This is a genomic window from Flavobacterium sp. (genome assembly GCF_035299245.1).
Classification (GTDB): Bacteria; Bacteroidota; Bacteroidia; order Flavobacteriales; family Flavobacteriaceae; genus Flavobacterium.
In genome coordinates this window covers 35,653-56,202 of the sequence record NZ_DATGWY010000019.1, presented here as the reverse complement: position 1 = coordinate 56,202, position 20,550 = coordinate 35,653, and the positions used below count along the sequence as shown (strand labels likewise).

The window sequence follows — 20,550 nt, the reverse complement described above, 5'->3', positions numbered from 1 at the left end:
TGATAAAGAAAACGGTACAATTTCATTTTATTCGTTACATTAGGTGTTTAAAAAAATTACTATGGAAAAGATAAGCAAAGAAGACATCAGTCAGGAAGTATTTGATTTGTACGACGACTACGCACACAACCGTTTGAACCGACGTCAATTTGTAGAACGCTTGTCGGTATTTGCCGTTGGAACCTTAACTCTTCCTGCCTTACTCGGATTTTTAACACCCAATTATTCTGACACTTTACTAATTCAACCCAATGACCCCAAACTGGATTCGGTTTACATTAATTATGATTCTCCCAAAGGTGGTGGCACTATTAAAGGATTGCTGTCAAAACCCAAAGATCAAAAATTTAAACTACCCGGAATAATTGTCGTACACGAAAACAGAGGACTCAACCCTTACATTGAAGATGTTGGCCGACTAGCCGCTTTAGGAGGTTTTATCACTCTTGCTCCAGATGCTCTTTCTCCATTAGGAGGTTATCCTGGTAATGACGACGATGGCCGTGAATTGCAAAAAAAGCGCAACCGTGAAGAGATGCTCGAAGATTTTATTGCCGCTTATGAATACTTGATTTCTCACGAAAATTGCAACGGAATAGTCGGTGTAGTCGGATTTTGTTTTGGTGGATTAATCGCCAACATGATGGCAGTGCGAATTCCGGATTTACCAGCTTCAGTGCCATTCTACGGAGGACAACCTTCACCTGAAGATGCTCAAAAAGTAAAAGCTCCACTCCTGCTCCAATTTGCAGAACTCGACCAACGAGTAAATGAAGGTTGGCCTGCTTACGAAGCTATTTTAAAGGAAAATAAGGTGGAATACACCGCTCATTTTTATCCCGGCGTGAATCATGGATTTCACAATACAACCACACCACGATACGACAAACCCGCTGCCGATCTGGCTTGGCAAAGAACCATTGATTTCTTTAGAAAAAAATTGAAAGCATAAAAAAACGACCTATAAATGGTCGTTTTTTTAACATTATTTACTTAAATACATTTTTCGTCTGCTGTACAATTCGTAGAATGCATCGTCTTTTAAATCGTCTATAAACAGTATGCTTTCACCGGTCGATTTCATTTCAGGTCCGAGTGCTTTATTCACATTCGGGAATTTACTAAAAGAGAAAACCGGTTGCTTGATTGCATATCCATTTAACTTCGGATTGAAAGTAAAATCAGTTACTTTATTCACTCCTAACATTACTTTAGTAGCATAATTGACATAGGGTTCACCGTACGCTTTAGCAATAAAAGGGACTGTTCTTGATGCTCTCGGATTGGCTTCAATGATGTACACAATATCGTCTTTAATAGCAAATTGAATGTTGATTAAACCAACTGTTCGCAATGCCAAAGCAATTTTCTTAGTATGATCTTTGATTTGTTGCATTACGAATTCACCTAAGTTGAAAGGTGGTAATGTCGCATTCGAATCGCCTGAGTGCACTCCACACGGTTCGATGTGTTCCATAATTCCGATGATGTATACGTTTTCACCATCGCAAATGGCGTCGGCTTCGGCTTCAATTGCACCATCTAAATAATGATCGAGTAGTAATTTATTTCCGGGAATATTTTTTAATAAATCGATTACGTGTTCTTCCAACTCTTGCTTGTTGATGACGATTTTCATTCCTTGTCCACCCAACACATAAGAAGGTCGAACTAACAATGGGAAATCTAGCACGTCGGCTAAAGCCGACGCCTGGTCAGCATTTTCGGCTACACCAAACTGTGGAAATGGAATTTTAAGTTCGGTTAACAATTCCGAAAATCGTCCGCGATCTTCAGCTAAATCTAGGGCATCAAACGAAGTTCCGAGGATTTTGATTCCGTATTTCGATAATTTTTCTGCCAATTTCAATGCGGTTTGTCCGCCCAATTGAACAATAACTCCTTCCGGATTCTCATGGCGAATGATGTCGTAAATATGTTCCCAAAAAACAGGTTCGAAATACAATTTATCAGCCGTATCAAAATCGGTCGAAACCGTTTCAGGATTACAGTTGATCATGATGGTTTCGTAACCGCATTCTTTGGCTGCTAAAACACCGTGAACACAAGAGTAATCGAATTCAATTCCTTGCCCAATACGATTCGGACCCGAACCTAAAACGACTACTTTCTTCTTGTCGGTAACTTTGCTTTCATTATCTACAAATCGTTTGCCATCGGCAGTTTGGATTTCGGCTTCAAAAGTCGAGTAGTAATAAGGCGTTTGCGCTTTGAATTCGGCCGCACACGTATCTACTAATTTGTACACGCGTTTGATATTCATTTCGTCGCGCAGTTTGTACACCTGACTTTCCAAACAGCCCAACATGTGCGCTATTTGACGGTCACCGTAGCCTTTTTGTTTGGCTTCAAGTAGTAATTCTTTGGGAAGTGTATCAATTTTATATTGTGAAATTTCTTTTTCAATGAAATACAGTTCTTCGTATTGTTTGAGGAACCACATGTCAATTTTAGTGATTTCGTGGATGCGACTCAGCGGAATTCCCATTTGAATGGCATCGTAAATCACAAACACTCTATCCCAACTTGCGAAGGTGAGTTTTTCTATGATTTGCTCGTAATTTTTATATCCTTTTCCGTCGGCGCCCAAACCATTGCGTTTGATTTCTAATGATTGGGTTGCTTTGTGCAATGCTTCTTGAAACGAACGACCAATTCCCATTACTTCACCCACTGATTTCATTTGAAGTCCTAAGGTTCTGTCAGCGCCTTCAAATTTGTCGAAGTTCCAACGTGGGATTTTAACGATAACGTAATCCAAAGTTGGTTCGAATAAAGCCGAAGTCGATTTGGTAATTTGATTGTTGAGTTCGTCTAAAGTATAACCTAAGGCTAATTTAGAAGCCACTTTTGCAATAGGATAACCCGTTGCTTTGGATGCTAAAGCTGATGAACGAGACACACGTGGATTGATTTCGATGGCTACGATGTCTTCTTTTTCATCGGGTGAAACGGCAAATTGTACGTTACAACCTCCGGCAAAATTACCGATGGAACGCATCATCAAAATTGCCATGTCTCGCATTTTTTGGAACGTGGTATCCGATAAAGTCATCGCTGGCGCAACCGTGATGGAATCACCGGTATGAATTCCCATTGGATCCATATTTTCGATGGAGCAAATGATGACCACGTTGTCGTTTTGATCGCGCAACAATTCCAATTCGTATTCTTTCCAACCCAACAAAGCCTTATCAATTAAGACTTCATGTATAGGAGAAGCTTCTAAACCGCGCGTAAGCAACTCGTCGAAATCTTCTTTTCTGTGTACAAAAGCTGCTCCGGTTCCGCCCAAAGTAAACGAAGGTCGGATAACTAATGGAAAACCAAATTCTTGCGCAATTTCTTTTCCTTTTAAGAAAGAAGTAGCCGTTTTGGCTGGCGCTGTTGGAACGCCTATTTTTTGAAGCAATTGCTTGAATTGCTCGCGGTCTTCGGTAATGTTGATGGCGTTGATGTCTACTCCTATTAATCGCACACCGAAATCTTGCCAAATGCCTTTTTCATCGGCTTCGAGGCACAAATTCAAAGCGGTTTGTCCGCCCATTGTAGGCAAAACAGCATCAATTTGCGGATGTGCTTTGAGGATTTCAATGATGGATTTTGTAGTTAATGGTTTTAAATACACATGATCGGCCATGGATGGATCGGTCATGATGGTAGCCGGATTGGAATTGATGAGAATGACTTCAATTCCTTCTTCGCGAATGGAACGAGCTGATTGCGAACCCGCATAGTCAAATTCGCACGCTTGCCCGATTACAATTGGACCCGAACCAATGATTAAAATCGATTTAATGGAGTTGTCTTTTGGCATTGTAGTTAGTTTGTTGTGAGTTGTATGTTATAAGTTGTATGTTTTAAACTTCATCATTCAGAGTTCGTTGTTCTTTATTCCTTGTTTTCATTTCCAACTTTCGTAACTAAAATTTGAATTTCGATTAACGAATGTTGAATTTTGAAGTATTTGCCCTAGCCCCGATTGCAACGAAAATCCTTTTTATTTTTGGTGCGAGGCACGAGCAATCAAAAATAAAAAGATTGCAGTGGAAAGCGGGAAATAGCTTCAAATAATTATTAATATTTATGAACAGATTGCTTCGTAGGCTCGCAATGACTTAAAAAAAAGCCGCTACTAATAAAAGTAACGGCTTGATATTGATTGAATGCGAATCATTATTTTTTGTGTCTTGGTTCGCAAGAAACTGTCAATTTATGTCTTCCTTTAGCTCTACGACGCGCAAGGACCTTTCTTCCATTTGCAGAAGCCATTCTGTCCATAAATCCGTGTTTATTTCTTCTTTTTCTTTTCGATGGTTGAAACGTTCTTTTGCTCATTGCTTTTTATCTTTAAATCGTGTACTATTCGTTTTAGAGGTCTTTTTAAAACCGAGTGCAAATATACAACGATTTTTATTACTTGCAAGTAGTTTTTTAAAAATATTTTAAATTGCTTTTATTATCTTTGTCACCTCAAAAAAAACACTATTATGTTTCACAGAAATATCAAATTAATTTTAGTCGCTCTTATTATAGTGGCAGCCGTTTGGCAATTCACAGAAAGCAACATTGGAAACGGAATTTTCCTGATTTTTTTATCGTTAGTTCCGTTGTTTCTTTACTTTAAAAACGAATTTATTTTATTGGCTTTTTTACAATTGAGAAAGCAAAATTTTGATGGCGCTAAGAAATGGTTAGCCAAAATTTCAAATCCAGAAACGGCTTTGGTTCAAAAACAACAAGGTTACTATAATTATTTACAAGGATTGATGTTGTCACAAACAAACCTACTTCAAGCTGAAAAATTCTTCAAAAAAGCAATTGAATTAGGGTTGAATATGGACATGGATTTGGCCGTAGCTAAACTGAATTTGGCTGGTGTTGCAATGTCAAGAAGACGAAAACTTGAAGCTACTAATTTAATCGCAGAAGTTAAGAAATTAGACAAACAAGGCATGTTGAAAGATCAGATTGCGATGATGAAGGAGCAACTGAAAAAAATATAGTTGACTTTGGGACTGTAAGACTTTAGGACTGTAAGACTGTAAGATTTTGCTCTATAGGCATAAAATCAAAAAACACTTTCAGTAAATTTGAAAGTGTTTTTTTTATTTAATTGTTTTACAGTCATACTGTCTTACAATCTTAAAATCTTACAGTCTAATTCAATATCCTTCCGTAGGAATCTCAATCACATATAACTTCTTCGTTGGATTCGGCAATTTCTTATCGCGTAGCCAAGGGTTGTGCAGTTTTAAAATTTTATAATTGATGCCTTGTGTTTTGGCAAAATCGGCTAAATCATTAATAGTAGAATCAACTTCTACTTTTTTGGTTGGAAGCAATTCGTATAAATCGTCTTTGTTTACTGCGAACCCAAAATTTTGCGGATTTTCCATAATTTGTTTTAATGCTAAGATTCTGAAAACATAACGAGACGTTTCTTCATTAAGCAATAAATCATAGTAATTGGACACTTTTTGCGATTCTATTTGATTGGCGATTCCGGCCATACCAGCGTTGTAGGAAGCAGCGGCTAATGTCCAACTTCCGAATTTTTCTTTGGCTTTTAACAAGTATTTACAAGCTGCGTGAGTTGATTTTACTAAATGATAGCGCTCGTCAACAGTTAGTGTTACTTCCATTCCACTTTCTTTAGCCGTACCTTCCATAAATTGCCAAAAACCACGTGCTCCAGCAGATGAAACAGCATTGGTCAACGAACTTTCGATTACAGCCAAGTACTTGAAATCGTCTGGAACATTGTATTCTTTTAAAATCGGCTCGATAACAGGAAATGCCCGATTGGCTCTTTTGATAATTAATATAGTTGATGAGTGTAAATTGGCATTGACTAACAGTTCGCGTTCAAAACGTTCTTTCACATCGTAGACTTCCAACGGTGCTTTTTCATTAGAGAAACTCACATCGGCTGGTACATACATCGACGAACCCAAGTGAACTTCATCTCTATCTACACTGTAAATCAACACACTACTCAAAACCACAACCAATGCGGCCAACCCAAAATACTTTAGTCTTTTCATAATCATTTTCTTTGTTATGGCAATGTACAAAAACCAGACCGAAAAGCCTATTCTTCGGTAATAATTTTTGGTAAATTGGCATTGAACCATTTGTATTTACTGAGAATCATGGCATGAGTTCCGCCTTTTACCTTAATGTATTTTTTGATGTGTTTAACTGGAAAAACCTCATCAGCATCGCCGTGAATATGAATCACATTAGGATCACAATTGGCTCGTTCCCAACACATCATGTTTTCAATAGCCCAATCGAGATAACCTTTATCACGAACGTGCAAATACTTTTCGTACAGCTTCAATTTGCGTTTTAAATTATCTCCAAAAGCATATTTGACGAACTTTTCAACGTCTTTCAGCCAACTTGTTGGCAATAGTTTATAGGCTTTAGTTGTTTTGGCGATTTTCATACGACGCGGTAATTCAGAACTCGATTTCACACTGGATATAATAATCAATTTTCGAAGTTTTAAAAAAGCCGCCATTTCCTGCACCATTACTCCACCAAATGAAACACCAATTAGTACTGCATTTTCATGTTTGACCTCTTTAGCCATTCTTTTGGCATAGTTCTGAATGGTTTCTTTACCCTTGGGAAGTTTCCAAGGAATGAAAATTACTTCGAATTGTTCGGCTGGCAAACTGATGTTTTCAAAAATAGTTGTGTTGGCTGCCATGCCAGGCACAAAATAAACGGGGATTTTATTCATTTTTAACGTACTAAATTCGATTAATCAATTTATTATTCCGAAATTTGCATAAAATTAAAATATTTGATTGAATTGATTATGGAAACACCGTTAATTTTAGAAAAGATGGAAATTAAAGACAATACATTTGCTAGGCAATTTGAGACTTTAATTGAGGGAAAGATGATTTCTGTGGAATATTCATTTCAAGAGAAAAAAATATTTCTGACGCGAATTAATACTTTCGAAGGGTTTGATAACGAGGAATTCATTTCTGATTTGCTAAAGAACATTATGGAAATCGCCTACGAACGCAAACTAAAAGTAGTTCCCATTTTGCCAAAAATTGCTGCTTTTATGAGAAAAAATACTACTTACAGAGATTTATTGCCTCCCGGAATTAAAATATAAGTTTAATTTTAAAGTTATAAACAAATTCCAAATTCTGGTTTCATTACGAAAGTAGAATTTGGAATTTTTCTTTTTAGAAAATTAGTATATTTATCAAATGAACTCCGACGATTTAAATTCAAAAATTATTGCTTTTTTCGAAACCATCGAAAAGTACTATGGTTGTAAAACGGAAGTTTCTGAAGGTTTGTTTTCAGAAATAGACGATATTGATGCGGAACACACTACCTGGAATTTATCTGAATTTGATTTGATTCGTTCGGCTTATCGCAAAAACGGATTGAAATTTATGATGGAAGGCAACAACCGATACTATGAAGTTTCAGCTGATAAAATCATCAATTTCAAACAACCAGGCAGACACAAGTACGAATTTATCGAGCAATACAGTGAGACCGTTTTTCGAATTACAAAGATTCGGTTTCATTCGAAATATTAAAATGAAAGTTTAAAATTCCTATTTTAAAGTTACTTTAAAATCTAAAATTTAATTTTTGATTATTTTTTAAACAATAAAGCAAAGCTTTAATTAATACTCAACTTTTTTGATTATTACAATCAATTATCTTCAATAAAATCAGGCTATTTATAAATTTTCAGTATGATGCAAAAATCTTGGCATCAAATTTGAATTAGCGAAAAAAGAGGTAATTTTCAAGGTAAATCCGGAATGCCAGAAATTATTTCGAGTACAAAAATCAATCACAAATTTCTAAAACCTTTTATTAAATGAAAAAGTATCCTTTTTATTTAACGGCATTCCTATTGCTTTTTTTGACCCATTGCAAAAACGCAGAAAACATAGAATCCGAAACAAGCATAATTACTGATGCTGCACAAGAACCCGCACTACCTGAAGATTTTCAGGATGTTACTACCGCTAATGAAAATACTGAAAGTTATGCTGAATGGACTGAAAACCCCTTTGAATCACCTACAAAAGCACCACTTTCTACTTTTTCCATTGATGTTGATAATGCTTCGTACACCAACATTAGACGATTCATCAACAATGGACAAAAAGTACCCAAAGACGCAGTTCGTGTTGAAGAGATGGTAAATTTCTTTAAATACAATTATCCGCAACCCACCGACGAACATCCGTTTTCCATCGCTACTGAATACAGTGAAAGTCCGTGGAATTCCAATCACAAACTACTTAAAATTGGGTTGCAAGGAAAAACCATTTCTACATCCAATTTGCCCGCTTCCAACTTGGTTTTCTTAATTGACGTTTCAGGTTCGATGAGCGACGAAAACAAATTGCCCTTATTAAAAAGATCCATGGAAGTTTTGGTGAAAGAACTCAGAGCAAAAGACAAAGTAAGCATCGTGGTTTATGCGGGTTCGGCTGGTGTAGTTTTGGAGCCAACTTCTGGAAGTGAAAAACAAGCCATCATCAATGCATTTGACGAACTGGAAGCTGGAGGAAGCACTGCTGGCGGAGAAGGAATCGAATTGGCCTATAAAATTGCTGAAGAAAATTTCATCAAAGAAGGAAATAATCGCGTGATTTTGGCAACTGACGGTGATTTTAACGTAGGCATGTCGTCGGATAATGAAATGGAAGATTTGATTGAAGAAAAACGAAAATCGGGTGTGTTTTTGACCGTTTTAGGATTTGGAATGGGCAATTACAAAGACAGCAAAATGGAAATTTTGGCCGATAAAGGAAACGGAAATTACGCTTACATCGATAACATCCAGGAAGCCAATCGGTTTTTAGGAAAAGAATTCAAAGGTTCGATGTTTGCCATAGCCAAAGATGTAAAAGTCCAAATTGAATTCAACCCTAAACACGTACAAGCGTATCGTTTAATTGGTTATGAAAACCGAAAACTCAATGCTGAAGATTTTAAAAACGATGCAATCGATGCGGGCGAATTAGGAAGTGGCCATTCGGTGACTGCTTTGTATGAAATAATCCCAACTGGAGTTGAAAGCAGTTTTGTTCCTTCCGATTTAAAATACACCAAAGTACAATTAGACGAAAGCAATTATGATGAAGAACTGGCCACCATCAAATTCAGATATAAAAAACCCAATGGTGAGAAAAGTATTGAAATGATTAAAACGATTGAAGACCAATCGGTAGCTTTAAACAGTTGTTCGTCTGATTTTAGATTCAGCTCAGCAGTAGCTTGGTTTGGACTTACATTAAGAGAGTCTAAATTGATTTCGAACACTTCTTCTGAGGCAATCAAAAAATTAGCTCGCTCGGGATTATCCAATGATGAAGACGGTTATCGTTCCGAATTCATTCGATTAGTAGAATCAGTAAATTAATCCTAATAAAAAACCCTGAAATAGTCTTTATTTCAGGGTTTATATTATACTTCAACATTCATGAACTCCATTCGAACGCTTCCATCTTCATCAATGTGCGTCAAACGAATATCATGTAAAGTATTAACCAATTCTGGGTTCCATGGTGTTTTTACTTTAACATAGTTTTCGGTAAATCCGTGGATGTAACCTTCTTTATTTTCACCTTCAAAAAGTACAGTTCTATTCGTTCCAATTTGACTTTCATAAAAAGCACGGCGTTTTTTTACTGAAAGTCCGCGCAACATTTTACTTCGCTTTGATCGTACATTCATCGGCACAACATCACTCATTTCAGCCGCTTCTGTATTGTCTCTTTCAGAATAGGTAAAAACGTGCAGATACGAAATATCCAATTCATTTAAAAAATGATACGTTTCTAAGAAATGTTCATCGCTTTCACCAGGAAAACCGACAATCACATCGACACCAATGCAGGCATGAGGCATTACTTCACGAATTTTAGCAATTCGATCCGAATACAATTCGCGTTGGTAACGACGTTTCATTTTTCCTAAAATTTCATTGCTTCCACTTTGCAACGGAATATGAAAATGCGGAACAAAAGTGCGGCTTTGAGCCACAAATTCAATGGTTTCGTTTTTCAACAAATTGGGTTCAATTGACGAAATTCGAAGACGTTCAATTCCTTCCACCTCATCCAAGGCTTTCACCAAATCGAGAAAAGTATGTTCGTGCTTTTTATTTCCGAATTCACCTTTACCGTAATCACCTATATTTACTCCGGTGAGCACAATTTCTTTAATTCCTTGTTGTGAAATTTCGTAGGAATTTTTCAATACATTCTCCAACGCATCACTGCGTGAAATTCCGCGTGCCAAAGGAATTGTACAATACGTACATTTATAATCACAACCATCTTGTACTTTTAAAAACGCTCTCGTTCGGTCTCCAATGGAATAACTTCCAACGTAAAAATCGGCTTCTTCAATTTCGCAGGAATGTACTTCACCCAAATCATTTTTGGACAAATCGTTGATGTAATCGGTGATTTTGAATTTTTCGGTAGCACCTAAAACTAAGTCAACGCCATCTACAGCTGCTAATTCTTCAGGCTTTAACTGAGCATAGCAACCCACTGCGGCAACAAAAGCCTTATCGTTTAGCTTGAGCGCTTTTTTTACTACTTGTTTGAATTGTTTATCAGCATTTTCGGTAACCGAACAGGTATTGATAACGTAGATGTCGGCCACTTCTTCAAAGTCAACACGATCAAAACCTTCATCTTGAAAATTTCTCGCGATAGTAGAAGTTTCGGAGAAATTCAATTTACAGCCTAAAGTATAGAAGGCTACTCTTTTTTTGTTTTCCATAAATACGCCTCAATTAATGAAATCGTTGTCAAAAAATTGAGACTGCAAATTTAAACACAATATTCATTTCAAAATTCAAATCTGATTAAAAAGTTTATTAAATACTCAAGCTTTACGGATAATTCTTATAATTAACTTATTAAATGCATTTTCCCTAAGAAAAAAACTACTAATTAATTTAATTTTCACCATATTAACTTTTTGATTAATAATAATTTGCTTTTAATCGATTAAATACGCCACTAATCGATATTCTATTTTAGAAACCAACTAAAGAAGTTACATTTATTAGTATATAAATGAAAATGAATTAATTATGAAGAAAAGTACTACTTTATTAGCGTTATTCATCTCTGTTTTGTCGTATGCACAAATAGGGATAAACACACTAACTCCCAACGGAATGCTCGATGTAAACTCAACTACAAATGGTTTTTTAATTCCAAGAGTAGCTTTGACTGCCAATAATGTTGCTGCTCCTGTTGTTAATCCACAAGGCGGTGCTTTAACTACATCAACATTGGTTTACAATACCTCAACTGTAGCTGGTATCAACGGGGTAAGTCCAGGTTATTATTATTGGGATGGTGTGAATTGGATTTCTTTTACCGGAAACAACTCTAGAGATTGGAGTTTAAACGGAAACACGTCCACAAACGATCCAGCTCTTCCAATCACTTATGGCACATCCACAATTGCTGGTACAGAAAATTTTTTAGGAACGACTGATGCTAATGACATCGTATTTGGAACGAACAACATTGAGCGTTTTCGCGTCAAACAAACTTCAGGATTTATTGGCATTGGAACTGGAAACCCGCTTTATAGAACACATATCGTAACTCCAACTTCAGCAGCAATAGCTACTTTTTCAGAAAACACCTTTATTGGAAACACAGACGGTATTGGTTTATATGGGAGAGCGTTGAACAATCCTGGTTACGGATACGGTGGCTATTTTGAAGGCAGCTATATGGGATCAAGAGCAATCAACAATGGTGGCACTTATTTTGGCGGCTCTTTTGGAAGCTATAATATTTCTACTGGAACAGCTGGTTCACGTTATGGAGTTTATGGTGCTGCAACAGGCACTGGAACAACAATAAATTACGGAGGATATTTTGAGGCATTAGGAGGAACAAACAACTACGGATTAATTGTGGCTAATGGAAATACTGGAATAGGAACAACAGCTCCAGACCGAGCTAGATTACAAACTCAAGGTGCGGTTGGTAATACGGTGGCTACTTTTAACTTAACACCTAACTCATTAGGGATGGCTATGGTTTCCGACTGGCCTGGAATCTATTTTAACAGCTATTACAATGGAGGAACTCGACAAATGTCAAGTGGTAATTATCCCGCGATGTTCAATTACAATCCTGGCGGTCAATTTGAATTTTCACTCAATAACACACCCAACACAGTAGCTGGTAATTTAGTTGGTGGAACATTTGTGAGTCGACTTACCGTACACCGGGACTTGGGTGCTACATTTTACTACACCAATCCAACTGCAACTGCCTTAAATGTTGTGAGTGGAGGAATCGGAACTAACTTAGGATGGTTTACGCTAGGTGCTATAGGCGCTGTTCCTGAAGCCGGCAAAGGAATTACTGCTGGTGGTGAGTATGTTGGTGTTGAAGGTAGATCAAATTATGGGTTTTCAACCACAATTGACAGAATGGGAGGACTATTTTATGTGAGCAGCGGTGGCGGAATCAACGCAGTTGCCACTGTGGGCTCTGTGGTTGACAATGTGGTTTACAAAATTTTAGGCTTTGGAACGGTGAATACTTTAGTTCAAGACAACGAAGGAAAAGAGCGCATCATGGCAGCTCCAGAAGCTCCAGAAGCTTTATTCCAAGATTACGGCATTGGAAACCTTACTAATGGTTATGCTAAAATTGACATTGACCCAGTGCTTACCAAAAACATACGAGTAGATGAAACGCACCCAATGAAAGTCTTCATTCAATTAGAAGGCGACTGTAAAGGAGTGTATGTTTTTAATAAAACAGCCACTAGTTTTGAAGTAAAAGAATTACAAAATGGCAATTCTAACGTTTCATTTTCGTATCAAATTGTGGCTTTTAGAGCTGATGAAGAACGAAACGGACAAGTTTCAAGATATTCAGATATGCGTTTTAAACCTTTGAATCGCGATTTAAAAATAGTTGAAAAAGAAATGAATTTTGAAAGCCAAGCTGGGAAAAACATGACCACTTCAGAACCAACAATAAATCCCTCACTTGAAATAAGAGAAACAAAGAGTAGTCAATAATTGACTACTCTTTTCTATATTTTTTAGTTTCCTCAAAAACATGCTCAAGTATCTTTGCATCTTCTTCGGTAAAATCAACATGGCGTCGTGACATCACTATTTTTGCTGTTTGAAACGCTTTGGAAGTTAAATAAGTTGTAAAACCTGCTGCTCCGCCCCAAGAAAAACTCGGCACAAAATTGCGAGGAAAACCTGAGCCAAAAATATTAGTACTCACACCAATTACAGTTCCGGTATTGAACATCGTATTGATTCCGCATTTACTATGATCTCCCATCATTAATCCACAAAATTGCAAACCTGTTTTGGCGAAATTTTCAGTTTCATAACTCCACAATTTTACTTCTTCATAATTATTCTTCAGATTTGAGTTATTACTATCCGCACCAATATTACACCATTCTCCTAAGACGGAATTCCCTAAAAATCCGTCGTGCCCTTTATTAGAATACCCAAAAAGAACCGAATTATTTACTTCTCCACCTATTCTACAATGTGGCCCAACAGTAGTTGCCCCGTACACTTTGGTTGCCAATTTTACTTGCGCTTCTTCGCACAAAGCAAATGGACCGCGAATCACAGAACCTTCCATAATTTCGGCATTTTTACCAATATAAATCGGTCCGGTTGATGCGTTTAAAGTCACAAACTCCAACTTCGCTCCTTCTTCAATAAAAATGTTTTCAGGAGAAAGAACATTAACTGATTTTGGAATCGGTTGTGAACTTCTTCCTTCCGTTATCAATTCAAAATCTTCTCGCAAAGCGGCGTCATTTTTGGCAAAAATATCCCAAGTATGCTCTACTGTAAGACAATCTTCATTGAACTCTAAAATTTCATAATTATCAAAATCAACTTCATCCTGAGTATCATTAGTATAAAATGCAATTACTTCTTCACCTTTAAATATAGCTTGATTTTTTTCGAGATTTCTAACCATTTCAGAAAGTATATCATTAGGTAAAAAAGAAGCATTAATCATGATATTATCTTCCATTTCTACCATCGGATATTTTTCAGAGAGGTATTCTTCAGTCAATGTAGTGGTAGTATAACCCAGGTATTTCTCCCATTTTTCACGAATGGTTAAAATTCCAATTCTAATTTCAGCAACAGGGCGCGTAAATGTAAAAGGTAGAAGCGCATTGCGAACGGTTCCGTCGAATAAAATATAATTCATATCTATGTATTGAAAAACAAGTTAGGACTTGTTGGTAACTATTGGTCTCAAAGTTACAATTTATTTCAATAAAAAAACCTTCCAATAAATTGGAAGGCTTTAATAAAATTTGAACACTTAAAACTATTATTTTCCGTGTTTTGCGTATTTGTTTTTGAATTTATCAATACGTCCTGCAGTATCAATAAGTTTGGATTTACCTGTGTAAAAAGGGTGAGAAGTTCTAGAAATCTCCATTTTGTACACTGGATATTCAACACCATCAACTGTGATAGTTTCTTTAGTTTCTACTGTAGATTTAGTAATAAAAACATCTTCGTTTGACATGTCTTTAAAAGCAACTAATCTGTAATTTTCTGGGTGAATTCCTTTTTTCATTTTTGTAAATCTTTTATTTGTTATGAAGTAGTTCGTTTTGAAGCTTTTATTTCAAAAGGTATAAACTGGCTACAACTTTTAATTATTCTATTTTTATTTGAGTGTGCAAAAATACAACTATTTTTTAAAAATCAAACTAAAGTGTAACTTTTTTTAATTATACCGAACTAACTTTAGTAATAACGGAATTACTATATTTGTAGATTATTTAAAAACTTAAAACCATGAATGAAATAGTTAAGAAAAACGGAATAACTTTTGGAATTATAACTGGAGTTATATCAATCCTAATCACAACGTTAATGTATACAATTGATTTGAATTTATTCACTTCAGTATGGGTAGGCTTATGTTTAATCGCTTTTTACATTATTATTGGAGTTGTATTGCTATCTAAAACCAAAAAAGAATTAGGTGGTGTTTTTTCATTTAAAGATGCCTTCACTACCTATTTCATTTCAGCAGTAGTTGGTATTTTAATTTCAGTTGTTTTCAATATACTTCTTTTTAATTTTATTGATCCTTCGGCCAAAGATGCTATCAAAGAATTATCTATAAAATCAACCGTTGAAATGATGGAAAAATTTGATGCTCCTAGTGCCAGCATCAATGAAACAATAAAAAAACTGCAAGAATCTGATCAATTCTCAACAATTGAACAATTAAAAGGATCCGTATTTAGTATGATTTTTAGTGCTGTTTTTGGGATTATACTTGCTGCAATTTTTAAATCTAAACCAGCCTACAAAGAATAGTGAATTTATCCATAGTTATCCCATTATTAAACGAGCAAGAATCGTTACCTGAACTTCATTCTTGGATTGTCAAAGTCATGAATGAAAATAATTTTTCGTACGAAGTTATTTTTATTGATGATGGTAGTACTGATGATTCTTGGAACACTATTGAACGTCTTTCGGCTGAAGATTCAAATGTAAAAGGCATACAATTTCTACGAAATTACGGTAAGTCTCAAGCATTACACGCTGGGTTTGCCAAAGCAAAAGGAGACGTGATTATTACCATGGATGCTGACCTGCAAGACAGTCCAGATGAAATACCCGAGCTTTACAACATGGTATTGAATCAGAATTTTGATTTGGTTTCTGGTTGGAAGAAAAAAAGATACGATTCAGTTGTAACTAAAAACTGGCCCTCCAAACTTTTCAATTGGGCCGCCCGAAAAACTTCTGGTGTCCAGCTAAACGATTTTAATTGTGGCCTAAAAGCATATAAAAATGTTGTCATTAAAAACATTGAGGTTTCGGGCGAAATGCATCGTTATATTCCAGTTTTAGCTAAAAATGCTGGCTTTGGAAAAATTGGTGAAAAACCCGTTAAACACCAAGCCCGAAAATACGGAGAATCCAAATTTGGCATCAATCGTTTCATCAATGGCTTCTTAGATTTAATCACTATTTGGTTTTTATCGCGCTACGGAAAACGTCCAATGCATTTATTTGGAGCTGTTGGCGTTTTGATGTTTGTCATTGGATTTATATCCACTACATTTATCATTGTAGTAAAATTAATAAAACTTTATTCTGGATTTGAGACCATATTAGTAACTAGTAATCCTTTGTTTTACATCGCATTAACTGCCATGATAATTGGCACACAATTATTTCTAGCAGGTTTCTTAGGGGAAATTATTTTACGAACCAAAAACAACGAAGAACGCTATAAAATTGCTACTGAAGTTAACATGAAATAAAAAACACTTTTTTAATCGCCTTTACAATTATTATCTGCCAAATGAAGAATATTGAACTAATTACTAATAAAATTCATTTTATTAGAAACCAAAAAGTAATGCTCGATTATGATTTAGCACTACTTTACGAAATTGAAACAAGAGTTTTAAAGCAAGCTGTAAAAAGAAATATCAACCGTTTTCCTGATGATTTTATGTTTGAATTATCAGAAACCGAAATTGAAAGCTTGGTGTCACAATTTGTGATACCATCAAAGAGTAAATTTGGTGGGTCGAAACCTTTTGCTTTTACAGAACAAGGAATTGCCATGCTTTCCAGTATTTTAAATTCAGAAAAAGCAATAAAAATCAATATCGCAATTATGCGCATTTTTGTTCTTTTACGAAATTCGATTTTGAGTTTAGAAGAAATAAGTAAAAAAGTAGAAGACATTGAAAATCAATTGCCTGATATATACAAAATATTGAACTTTTTGATGGACAAAAATCAACAAAACACTACTACAAAAGACCGACCAAAAATTGGTTATAAATAATACGATTATGCACATTGAACAAAACATTTTAGACAAAGTAAACGAATGGTTAACACCCGCTTTTGACGAGCAGACCCAAAACGCGATTAAAGAAATGATGACCTCAAATCCGAAGGAATTGGAAGAAAGTTTCTACAAAAACTTAGAGTTTGGAACAGGCGGAATGCGCGGTGTAATGGGAGTTGGAACCAATCGAATCAACAAATACACTTTAGGTAAAAATACTCAAGGTTTGTCTGATTATATGATTCAATCGTTTCCGAATGAGCAACTAAAAGTAGCTATTGCTTATGATTGCCGTCATAATAGTAACACCTTAGCAAAAGTAGTCGCCGATGTTTTTTCGGCGAATGGAATTCATGTGTATTTGTTTTCGGATATGCGACCAACACCTGAATTGTCATTTGCTTTGAAACACCTGAATTGTCATGCAGGAATTGTATTAACCGCATCGCACAATCCACCAGAATACAACGGATACAAAGTATATTGGCAAGATGGCGGCCAATTAGTTCCACCGCAAGACAACGAAATCATTCAGAAAATTGAAGCTTTAAATTACAATGAAATCAAATTTGAAGCGAACGAGAATTTAATCGAATACATCGATATTCAAATTGACGAAGCTTTCTGTAAGTCGACCATTGCTAATGCGAGTTTCAACACTCCATCATCTGCTAAAGAGAATTTAAAAATTGTATATACTTCACTTCACGGAACATCAATTAAAGCGATTCCTAATGTATTAGCGCAAGCTGGATATTCTGACGTAAACGTAGTTCCTGAGCAAGCCGAACCTAATGGCGATTTCCCAACCGTAAAATCTCCCAACCCAGAAGAACCTGAAGCATTGACAATGGCTTTGTCTTTGGCCGAAAAAATAAATGGTGATATTGTTATCGGCACCGATCCTGATTCCGATCGTTTAGGAGTTGCCGTTCGTGATACTAATGGACAAATGATTTTGTTAAACGGAAATCAAACCATGGTAATCATGACCGCTTTTTTACTCGAACAATGGAAACGCGCTGGCAAAATTACTGGCAACCAATTCATTGGTTCAACCATAGTTTCTACTCCGATGATGCTCGAATTGGCATCTGCTTACGAAGTAGAATGCAAAGTAGGTTTAACGGGTTTCAAATGGATCGCAAAATTCATAAAAGATTTTCCTCAACTACAGTTTATTGGTGGTGGTGAAGAAAGTTTCGGATTCATGGTAGGCGATGCTGTGCGCGATAAAGATGCTGTTGGAGCTACATTACTAGTATGCGAAATTGCAGCTCAAGCAAAAGCAGCTGGAAGTTCACTCTATAAAGAATTATTGAATTTATATGTTGATTTTGGATTATACAAAGAACATCTTATTTCGCTGACTAAAAAAGGAATTTCTGGCTTACAAGAAATCAATCAAATGATGATTGACTTACGTGAAAATCCTGTTGCCGAAATCAACGGTCAACGCGTGGTTTGTATCGAAGACTATGACAATTCAACTTCAAGAAACTTAATTTCGGGTGAAATGGAAACTCTTTCAATACCGAAATCCAATGTCTTGATTTACTATTTGGAAGATGGTTCAAAAATCTGCGCTCGACCAAGCGGAACCGAACCTAAAATCAAATTCTATTTTAGTGTAAACGATACTGTAGAGCGCATCGAAGACATTGAAAGTGTAGAAAAGCAACTCGACGAGAAAATTAAAAACATCATAGCAGCAATGCAATTAAACTAATGGACGAAAATTTAAAGAAAATCATTCCTTTTATAAAGCCTTATAAATTTCATGTGGTTTGGAATGTGATTTATAATATTTTATATGCACTTTTCAGTACCTTGTCTTTTGTGGCATTAATTCCAATGTTGGACGTACTTTTTAGCAGTGCGCAACAGGTATTGGAAAAACCTACTTATACCGGAATTACAGAAATAACCAAATACGGTAAAGACTATTTGTACTACTACATCACAACATTGAGTCAGGAAAACGGAAAACAATATGCCTTATTACTTGTTGTTGGACTTGTAATTTCTACTTTCCTTTTCAAAAATATTTTCAACTACCTAGCTTCCAATCATTTGATGATTCTCAAAAATGGTATTTTAAGAGACCTTAGAAATACTATGTATTCCAAAATCATCGACTTACCCGTTTCGTATTATTCTGAAAAACGAAAAGGCGACATCATGGCCCGAATGTTGGGCGATATTGGAGAAGTACAAAACTCATTTTTTTCGATATTAGAACTCATCGTAAAAGAACCTATGACGATTCTTTTCACTATTGGAGCTATGTTTTACATCAGTGTTAAATTGACTCTTTTTGTATTCATCTTTATACCCATTTCGGGTTATATCATTTCCAAAATCGGTAAATCATTAAAAGCAAAATCCGAACGCAGTCAAGCTGAAGGTGGATTTTTAATTTCGATTGTGGAAGAATCTCTATCCGGATTGAAAGTCGTAAAAAGTTACAATACTGAAACTCTTTTCAAAAAAAAATTCGACGATTCGGCCACACGATTACAACGATTAGCTAACAGCATTGGTAGAAAAAATAACCTTGCCTCGCCTTTTAGTGAATTTTTAGGAATTGTAGTCATTGCCGTTTTACTTTGGTACGGTGGAAACATGGTATTAGTGGAACAATTACCCAATGGTAAAGCGGTTTTAGAAGGCGGACAATTCATCGCTTATATGGGATTGGCCTACAACATATTGACTCCAGCCAAGGCCATTTCAAAAGCGACGTATGCTGTAAAAAGCGGAATGTCTGCGGCTCAACGTGTGTTCGAAGTATTGGAAGTTGAAAATACCATCACCGACAAACCTGATGCTATTGAAAAAAAATCGTTCGATTCGGCTCTTTCTATTGAAAAAATCAATTTCAAATACGAAGATGAAAACGTGTTAAAAAACTTCTCTTTAGAAGTTCCAAAAGGAAAAACAGTTGCGCTTGTAGGTCAATCGGGTAGCGGAAAAAGTACGATTGCTAACTTATTGACGCGTTTTTATGATGTAAACGAAGGAAGCGTGAAAATTGATGGCATCAACATCAAAGACATGACCATGAAATCATTACGTCACATGATTGGTTTAGTAACTCAAGACTCTATCCTATTCAACGACACTATAAAAAATAATTTATTAATTGGTAAGCCAGAAGCCACTGATGAAGAAATCGTAGATGCTTTGAAAGTTGCCAATGCCTATGAATTTGTCAAAGATTTACCAAACGGAATTGATACCAATATTGGTGATGCAGGTGGAAAATTATCAGGTGGACAAAAACAACGTTTATCCATTGCGCGTGCCGTATTGAAAAATCCGCCAATTATGATTTTGGACGAAGCAACTTCGGCTTTGGATACTGAAAGTGAAAAACTCGTTCAGGTTGCCTTGGAAAACATGATGCAAAATAGAACTTCAATTGTAATTGCTCACCGTTTGTCTACTATTCAAAAAGCAGATACTATTGTGGTGATGAAAAAAGGCGAAATTGTAGAACAAGGAACGCATGCTGAATTATTAGCTTTAAATGGAACGTATTCCAACTTAGTTACATTACAATCGTTTGAATAGTCAAACAACAGTTCATCAATCAAATAAAACAGTTCAGTAAGAAAAATAGTGT

Annotated in this window: 18 protein-coding genes; 11 read left to right on the top strand and 7 right to left on the bottom strand. The window is 35.9% G+C overall.

Annotated elements, in window-relative coordinates; all coding sequences use genetic code 11:
* The first annotated feature begins 61 nt into the window (after positions 1-61).
* Positions 62-952 carry a dienelactone hydrolase family protein gene (locus tag VK161_RS12930; protein WP_324215202.1) on the top strand — a complete coding sequence of 297 codons (891 nt, stop codon included), beginning with the start codon at positions 62-64 and terminating at the stop codon, positions 950-952.
* A 33-nt stretch (positions 953-985) separates the two neighbouring features.
* On the opposite strand, the gene carB is transcribed toward VK161_RS12930, so the two are convergent.
* Entirely contained in the window at positions 986-3,838 is a 2,853-nt protein-coding gene (gene carB, locus VK161_RS12925) for a carbamoyl-phosphate synthase large subunit (RefSeq protein WP_324215201.1), read from the bottom strand.
* A gap of 359 nt (positions 3,839-4,197) precedes the next feature.
* Positions 4,198-4,359 carry a 50S ribosomal protein L34 gene (gene rpmH, locus VK161_RS12920; RefSeq protein WP_007136275.1) on the bottom strand — a complete coding sequence of 54 codons (162 nt, stop codon included), beginning with the start codon at positions 4,357-4,359 and terminating at the stop codon, positions 4,198-4,200.
* 152 nt (positions 4,360-4,511) lie between these two features.
* Between rpmH and VK161_RS12915 the strand changes: the two genes are divergently transcribed.
* Positions 4,512-5,027, top strand: coding sequence for a DUF2892 domain-containing protein (locus tag VK161_RS12915; RefSeq protein WP_324215200.1), 516 nt, complete (start codon positions 4,512-4,514; stop codon positions 5,025-5,027).
* 159 nt (positions 5,028-5,186) lie between these two features.
* On the opposite strand, the gene VK161_RS12910 is transcribed toward VK161_RS12915, so the two are convergent.
* Both VK161_RS12910 and VK161_RS12905 read right to left on the bottom strand, forming a co-directional pair.
* A complete protein-coding gene (locus VK161_RS12910; protein WP_324215199.1) occupies positions 5,187-6,068 on the bottom strand; it encodes a lytic transglycosylase domain-containing protein in 882 nt (293 codons plus the stop codon).
* Between the two features lie 47 nt (positions 6,069-6,115).
* Positions 6,116-6,775: an alpha/beta hydrolase gene (locus VK161_RS12905; RefSeq protein ID WP_324215198.1), complete on the bottom strand. Its 660-nt coding sequence runs from the start codon at positions 6,773-6,775 to the stop codon at positions 6,116-6,118.
* A gap of 105 nt (positions 6,776-6,880) precedes the next feature.
* Here VK161_RS12905 and VK161_RS12900 point away from each other — a divergent pair, with 105 nt between their 5' ends.
* The 3 genes from VK161_RS12900 (at position 6,881) to VK161_RS12890 (ending at position 9,451) form a co-directional block, all read left to right on the top strand.
* A complete protein-coding gene (locus tag VK161_RS12900; protein WP_414655431.1) occupies positions 6,881-7,165 on the top strand; it encodes a GNAT family N-acetyltransferase in 285 nt (94 codons plus the stop codon).
* A 97-nt stretch (positions 7,166-7,262) separates the two neighbouring features.
* Positions 7,263-7,604: a hypothetical protein gene (locus tag VK161_RS12895; RefSeq protein WP_324215196.1), complete on the top strand. Its 342-nt coding sequence runs from the start codon at positions 7,263-7,265 to the stop codon at positions 7,602-7,604.
* Between the two features lie 290 nt (positions 7,605-7,894).
* Complete coding sequence (locus tag VK161_RS12890) at positions 7,895-9,451, top strand: VWA domain-containing protein (RefSeq protein ID WP_324215195.1); 1,557 nt, start codon at positions 7,895-7,897, stop codon at positions 9,449-9,451.
* 44 nt (positions 9,452-9,495) lie between these two features.
* Here the strand turns inward: VK161_RS12890 and mtaB are convergent, their stop codons facing one another.
* Positions 9,496-10,824, bottom strand: coding sequence for a tRNA (N(6)-L-threonylcarbamoyladenosine(37)-C(2))-methylthiotransferase MtaB (gene mtaB, locus VK161_RS12885; RefSeq protein WP_324215194.1), 1,329 nt, complete (start codon positions 10,822-10,824; stop codon positions 9,496-9,498).
* A gap of 316 nt (positions 10,825-11,140) precedes the next feature.
* Between mtaB and VK161_RS12880 the strand changes: the two genes are divergently transcribed.
* Positions 11,141-13,108 carry a hypothetical protein gene (locus tag VK161_RS12880; protein WP_324215193.1) on the top strand — a complete coding sequence of 656 codons (1,968 nt, stop codon included), beginning with the start codon at positions 11,141-11,143 and terminating at the stop codon, positions 13,106-13,108.
* Positions 13,109-13,112: 4 nt separating this feature from the next.
* Here the strand turns inward: VK161_RS12880 and VK161_RS12875 are convergent, their stop codons facing one another.
* Both VK161_RS12875 and VK161_RS12870 read right to left on the bottom strand, forming a co-directional pair.
* Positions 13,113-14,288, bottom strand: coding sequence for a GlmU family protein (locus VK161_RS12875; protein ID WP_324215192.1), 1,176 nt, complete (start codon positions 14,286-14,288; stop codon positions 13,113-13,115).
* A 126-nt stretch (positions 14,289-14,414) separates the two neighbouring features.
* On the bottom strand, positions 14,415-14,666 hold the full coding sequence (locus VK161_RS12870; RefSeq protein WP_324215191.1) for a type B 50S ribosomal protein L31: 252 nt from the start codon (positions 14,664-14,666) through the stop codon (positions 14,415-14,417).
* A 224-nt stretch (positions 14,667-14,890) separates the two neighbouring features.
* Here VK161_RS12870 and VK161_RS12865 point away from each other — a divergent pair, with 224 nt between their 5' ends.
* From VK161_RS12865 to VK161_RS12845, 5 genes are read left to right on the top strand one after another with little or no spacing between them, the layout of a single operon-like run.
* On the top strand, positions 14,891-15,421 hold the full coding sequence (locus tag VK161_RS12865; RefSeq protein WP_324215190.1) for a DUF4199 domain-containing protein: 531 nt from the start codon (positions 14,891-14,893) through the stop codon (positions 15,419-15,421).
* On the top strand, positions 15,421-16,380 hold the full coding sequence (locus VK161_RS12860) for a glycosyltransferase family 2 protein (protein ID WP_324215189.1): 960 nt from the start codon (positions 15,421-15,423) through the stop codon (positions 16,378-16,380). The genes VK161_RS12865 and VK161_RS12860 overlap by 1 nt, the downstream gene beginning before the upstream one ends.
* Positions 16,381-16,421: 41 nt before the next feature.
* Positions 16,422-16,916 (top strand): ORF6N domain-containing protein, encoded by a 495-nt coding sequence (locus VK161_RS12855; RefSeq protein WP_324215188.1) that lies wholly within the window; start codon positions 16,422-16,424, stop codon positions 16,914-16,916.
* Positions 16,917-16,923: 7 nt separating this feature from the next.
* The gene (locus VK161_RS12850) at positions 16,924-18,651 is read left to right on the top strand and encodes a phospho-sugar mutase (RefSeq protein WP_324215187.1); all 1,728 of its coding nucleotides are present in this window, start codon (positions 16,924-16,926) and stop codon (positions 18,649-18,651) included.
* Complete coding sequence (locus tag VK161_RS12845) at positions 18,651-20,498, top strand: ABC transporter ATP-binding protein (protein ID WP_324215186.1); 1,848 nt, start codon at positions 18,651-18,653, stop codon at positions 20,496-20,498. The genes VK161_RS12850 and VK161_RS12845 overlap by 1 nt, the downstream gene beginning before the upstream one ends.
* Positions 20,499-20,550 lie beyond the last annotated feature (52 nt).

Excerpts from the sequence above, each read along its gene's own strand:
- VK161_RS12900 (WP_414655431.1), top strand. The coding sequence starts at position 6,881 with ATGGAAATTAAAGACAATACATTTGCTAGGCAATTTGAGACTTTAATT.
- VK161_RS12855 (WP_324215188.1), top strand. The coding sequence starts at position 16,422 with ATGAAGAATATTGAACTAATTACTAATAAAATTCATTTTATTAGAAAC.
- VK161_RS12915 (WP_324215200.1), top strand. The coding sequence starts at position 4,512 with ATGTTTCACAGAAATATCAAATTAATTTTAGTCGCTCTTATTATAGTG.
- VK161_RS12850 (WP_324215187.1), top strand. The coding sequence starts at position 16,924 with ATGCACATTGAACAAAACATTTTAGACAAAGTAAACGAATGGTTAACA.
- VK161_RS12845 (WP_324215186.1), top strand. The coding sequence starts at position 18,651 with ATGGACGAAAATTTAAAGAAAATCATTCCTTTTATAAAGCCTTATAAA.
- VK161_RS12870 (WP_324215191.1), bottom strand. The coding sequence starts at position 14,666 with ATGAAAAAAGGAATTCACCCAGAAAATTACAGATTAGTTGCTTTTAAA.
- VK161_RS12930 (WP_324215202.1), top strand. The coding sequence starts at position 62 with ATGGAAAAGATAAGCAAAGAAGACATCAGTCAGGAAGTATTTGATTTG.
- VK161_RS12890 (WP_324215195.1), top strand. The coding sequence starts at position 7,895 with ATGAAAAAGTATCCTTTTTATTTAACGGCATTCCTATTGCTTTTTTTG.
- VK161_RS12880 (WP_324215193.1), top strand. The coding sequence starts at position 11,141 with ATGAAGAAAAGTACTACTTTATTAGCGTTATTCATCTCTGTTTTGTCG.
- VK161_RS12910 (WP_324215199.1), bottom strand. The coding sequence starts at position 6,068 with ATGAAAAGACTAAAGTATTTTGGGTTGGCCGCATTGGTTGTGGTTTTG.
- rpmH (WP_007136275.1), bottom strand. The coding sequence starts at position 4,359 with ATGAGCAAAAGAACGTTTCAACCATCGAAAAGAAAAAGAAGAAATAAA.
- carB (WP_324215201.1), bottom strand. The coding sequence starts at position 3,838 with ATGCCAAAAGACAACTCCATTAAATCGATTTTAATCATTGGTTCGGGT.
- VK161_RS12875 (WP_324215192.1), bottom strand. The coding sequence starts at position 14,288 with ATGAATTATATTTTATTCGACGGAACCGTTCGCAATGCGCTTCTACCT.
- mtaB (WP_324215194.1), bottom strand. The coding sequence starts at position 10,824 with ATGGAAAACAAAAAAAGAGTAGCCTTCTATACTTTAGGCTGTAAATTG.
- VK161_RS12895 (WP_324215196.1), top strand. The coding sequence starts at position 7,263 with ATGAACTCCGACGATTTAAATTCAAAAATTATTGCTTTTTTCGAAACC.
- VK161_RS12905 (WP_324215198.1), bottom strand. The coding sequence starts at position 6,775 with ATGAATAAAATCCCCGTTTATTTTGTGCCTGGCATGGCAGCCAACACA.
- VK161_RS12865 (WP_324215190.1), top strand. The coding sequence starts at position 14,891 with ATGAATGAAATAGTTAAGAAAAACGGAATAACTTTTGGAATTATAACT.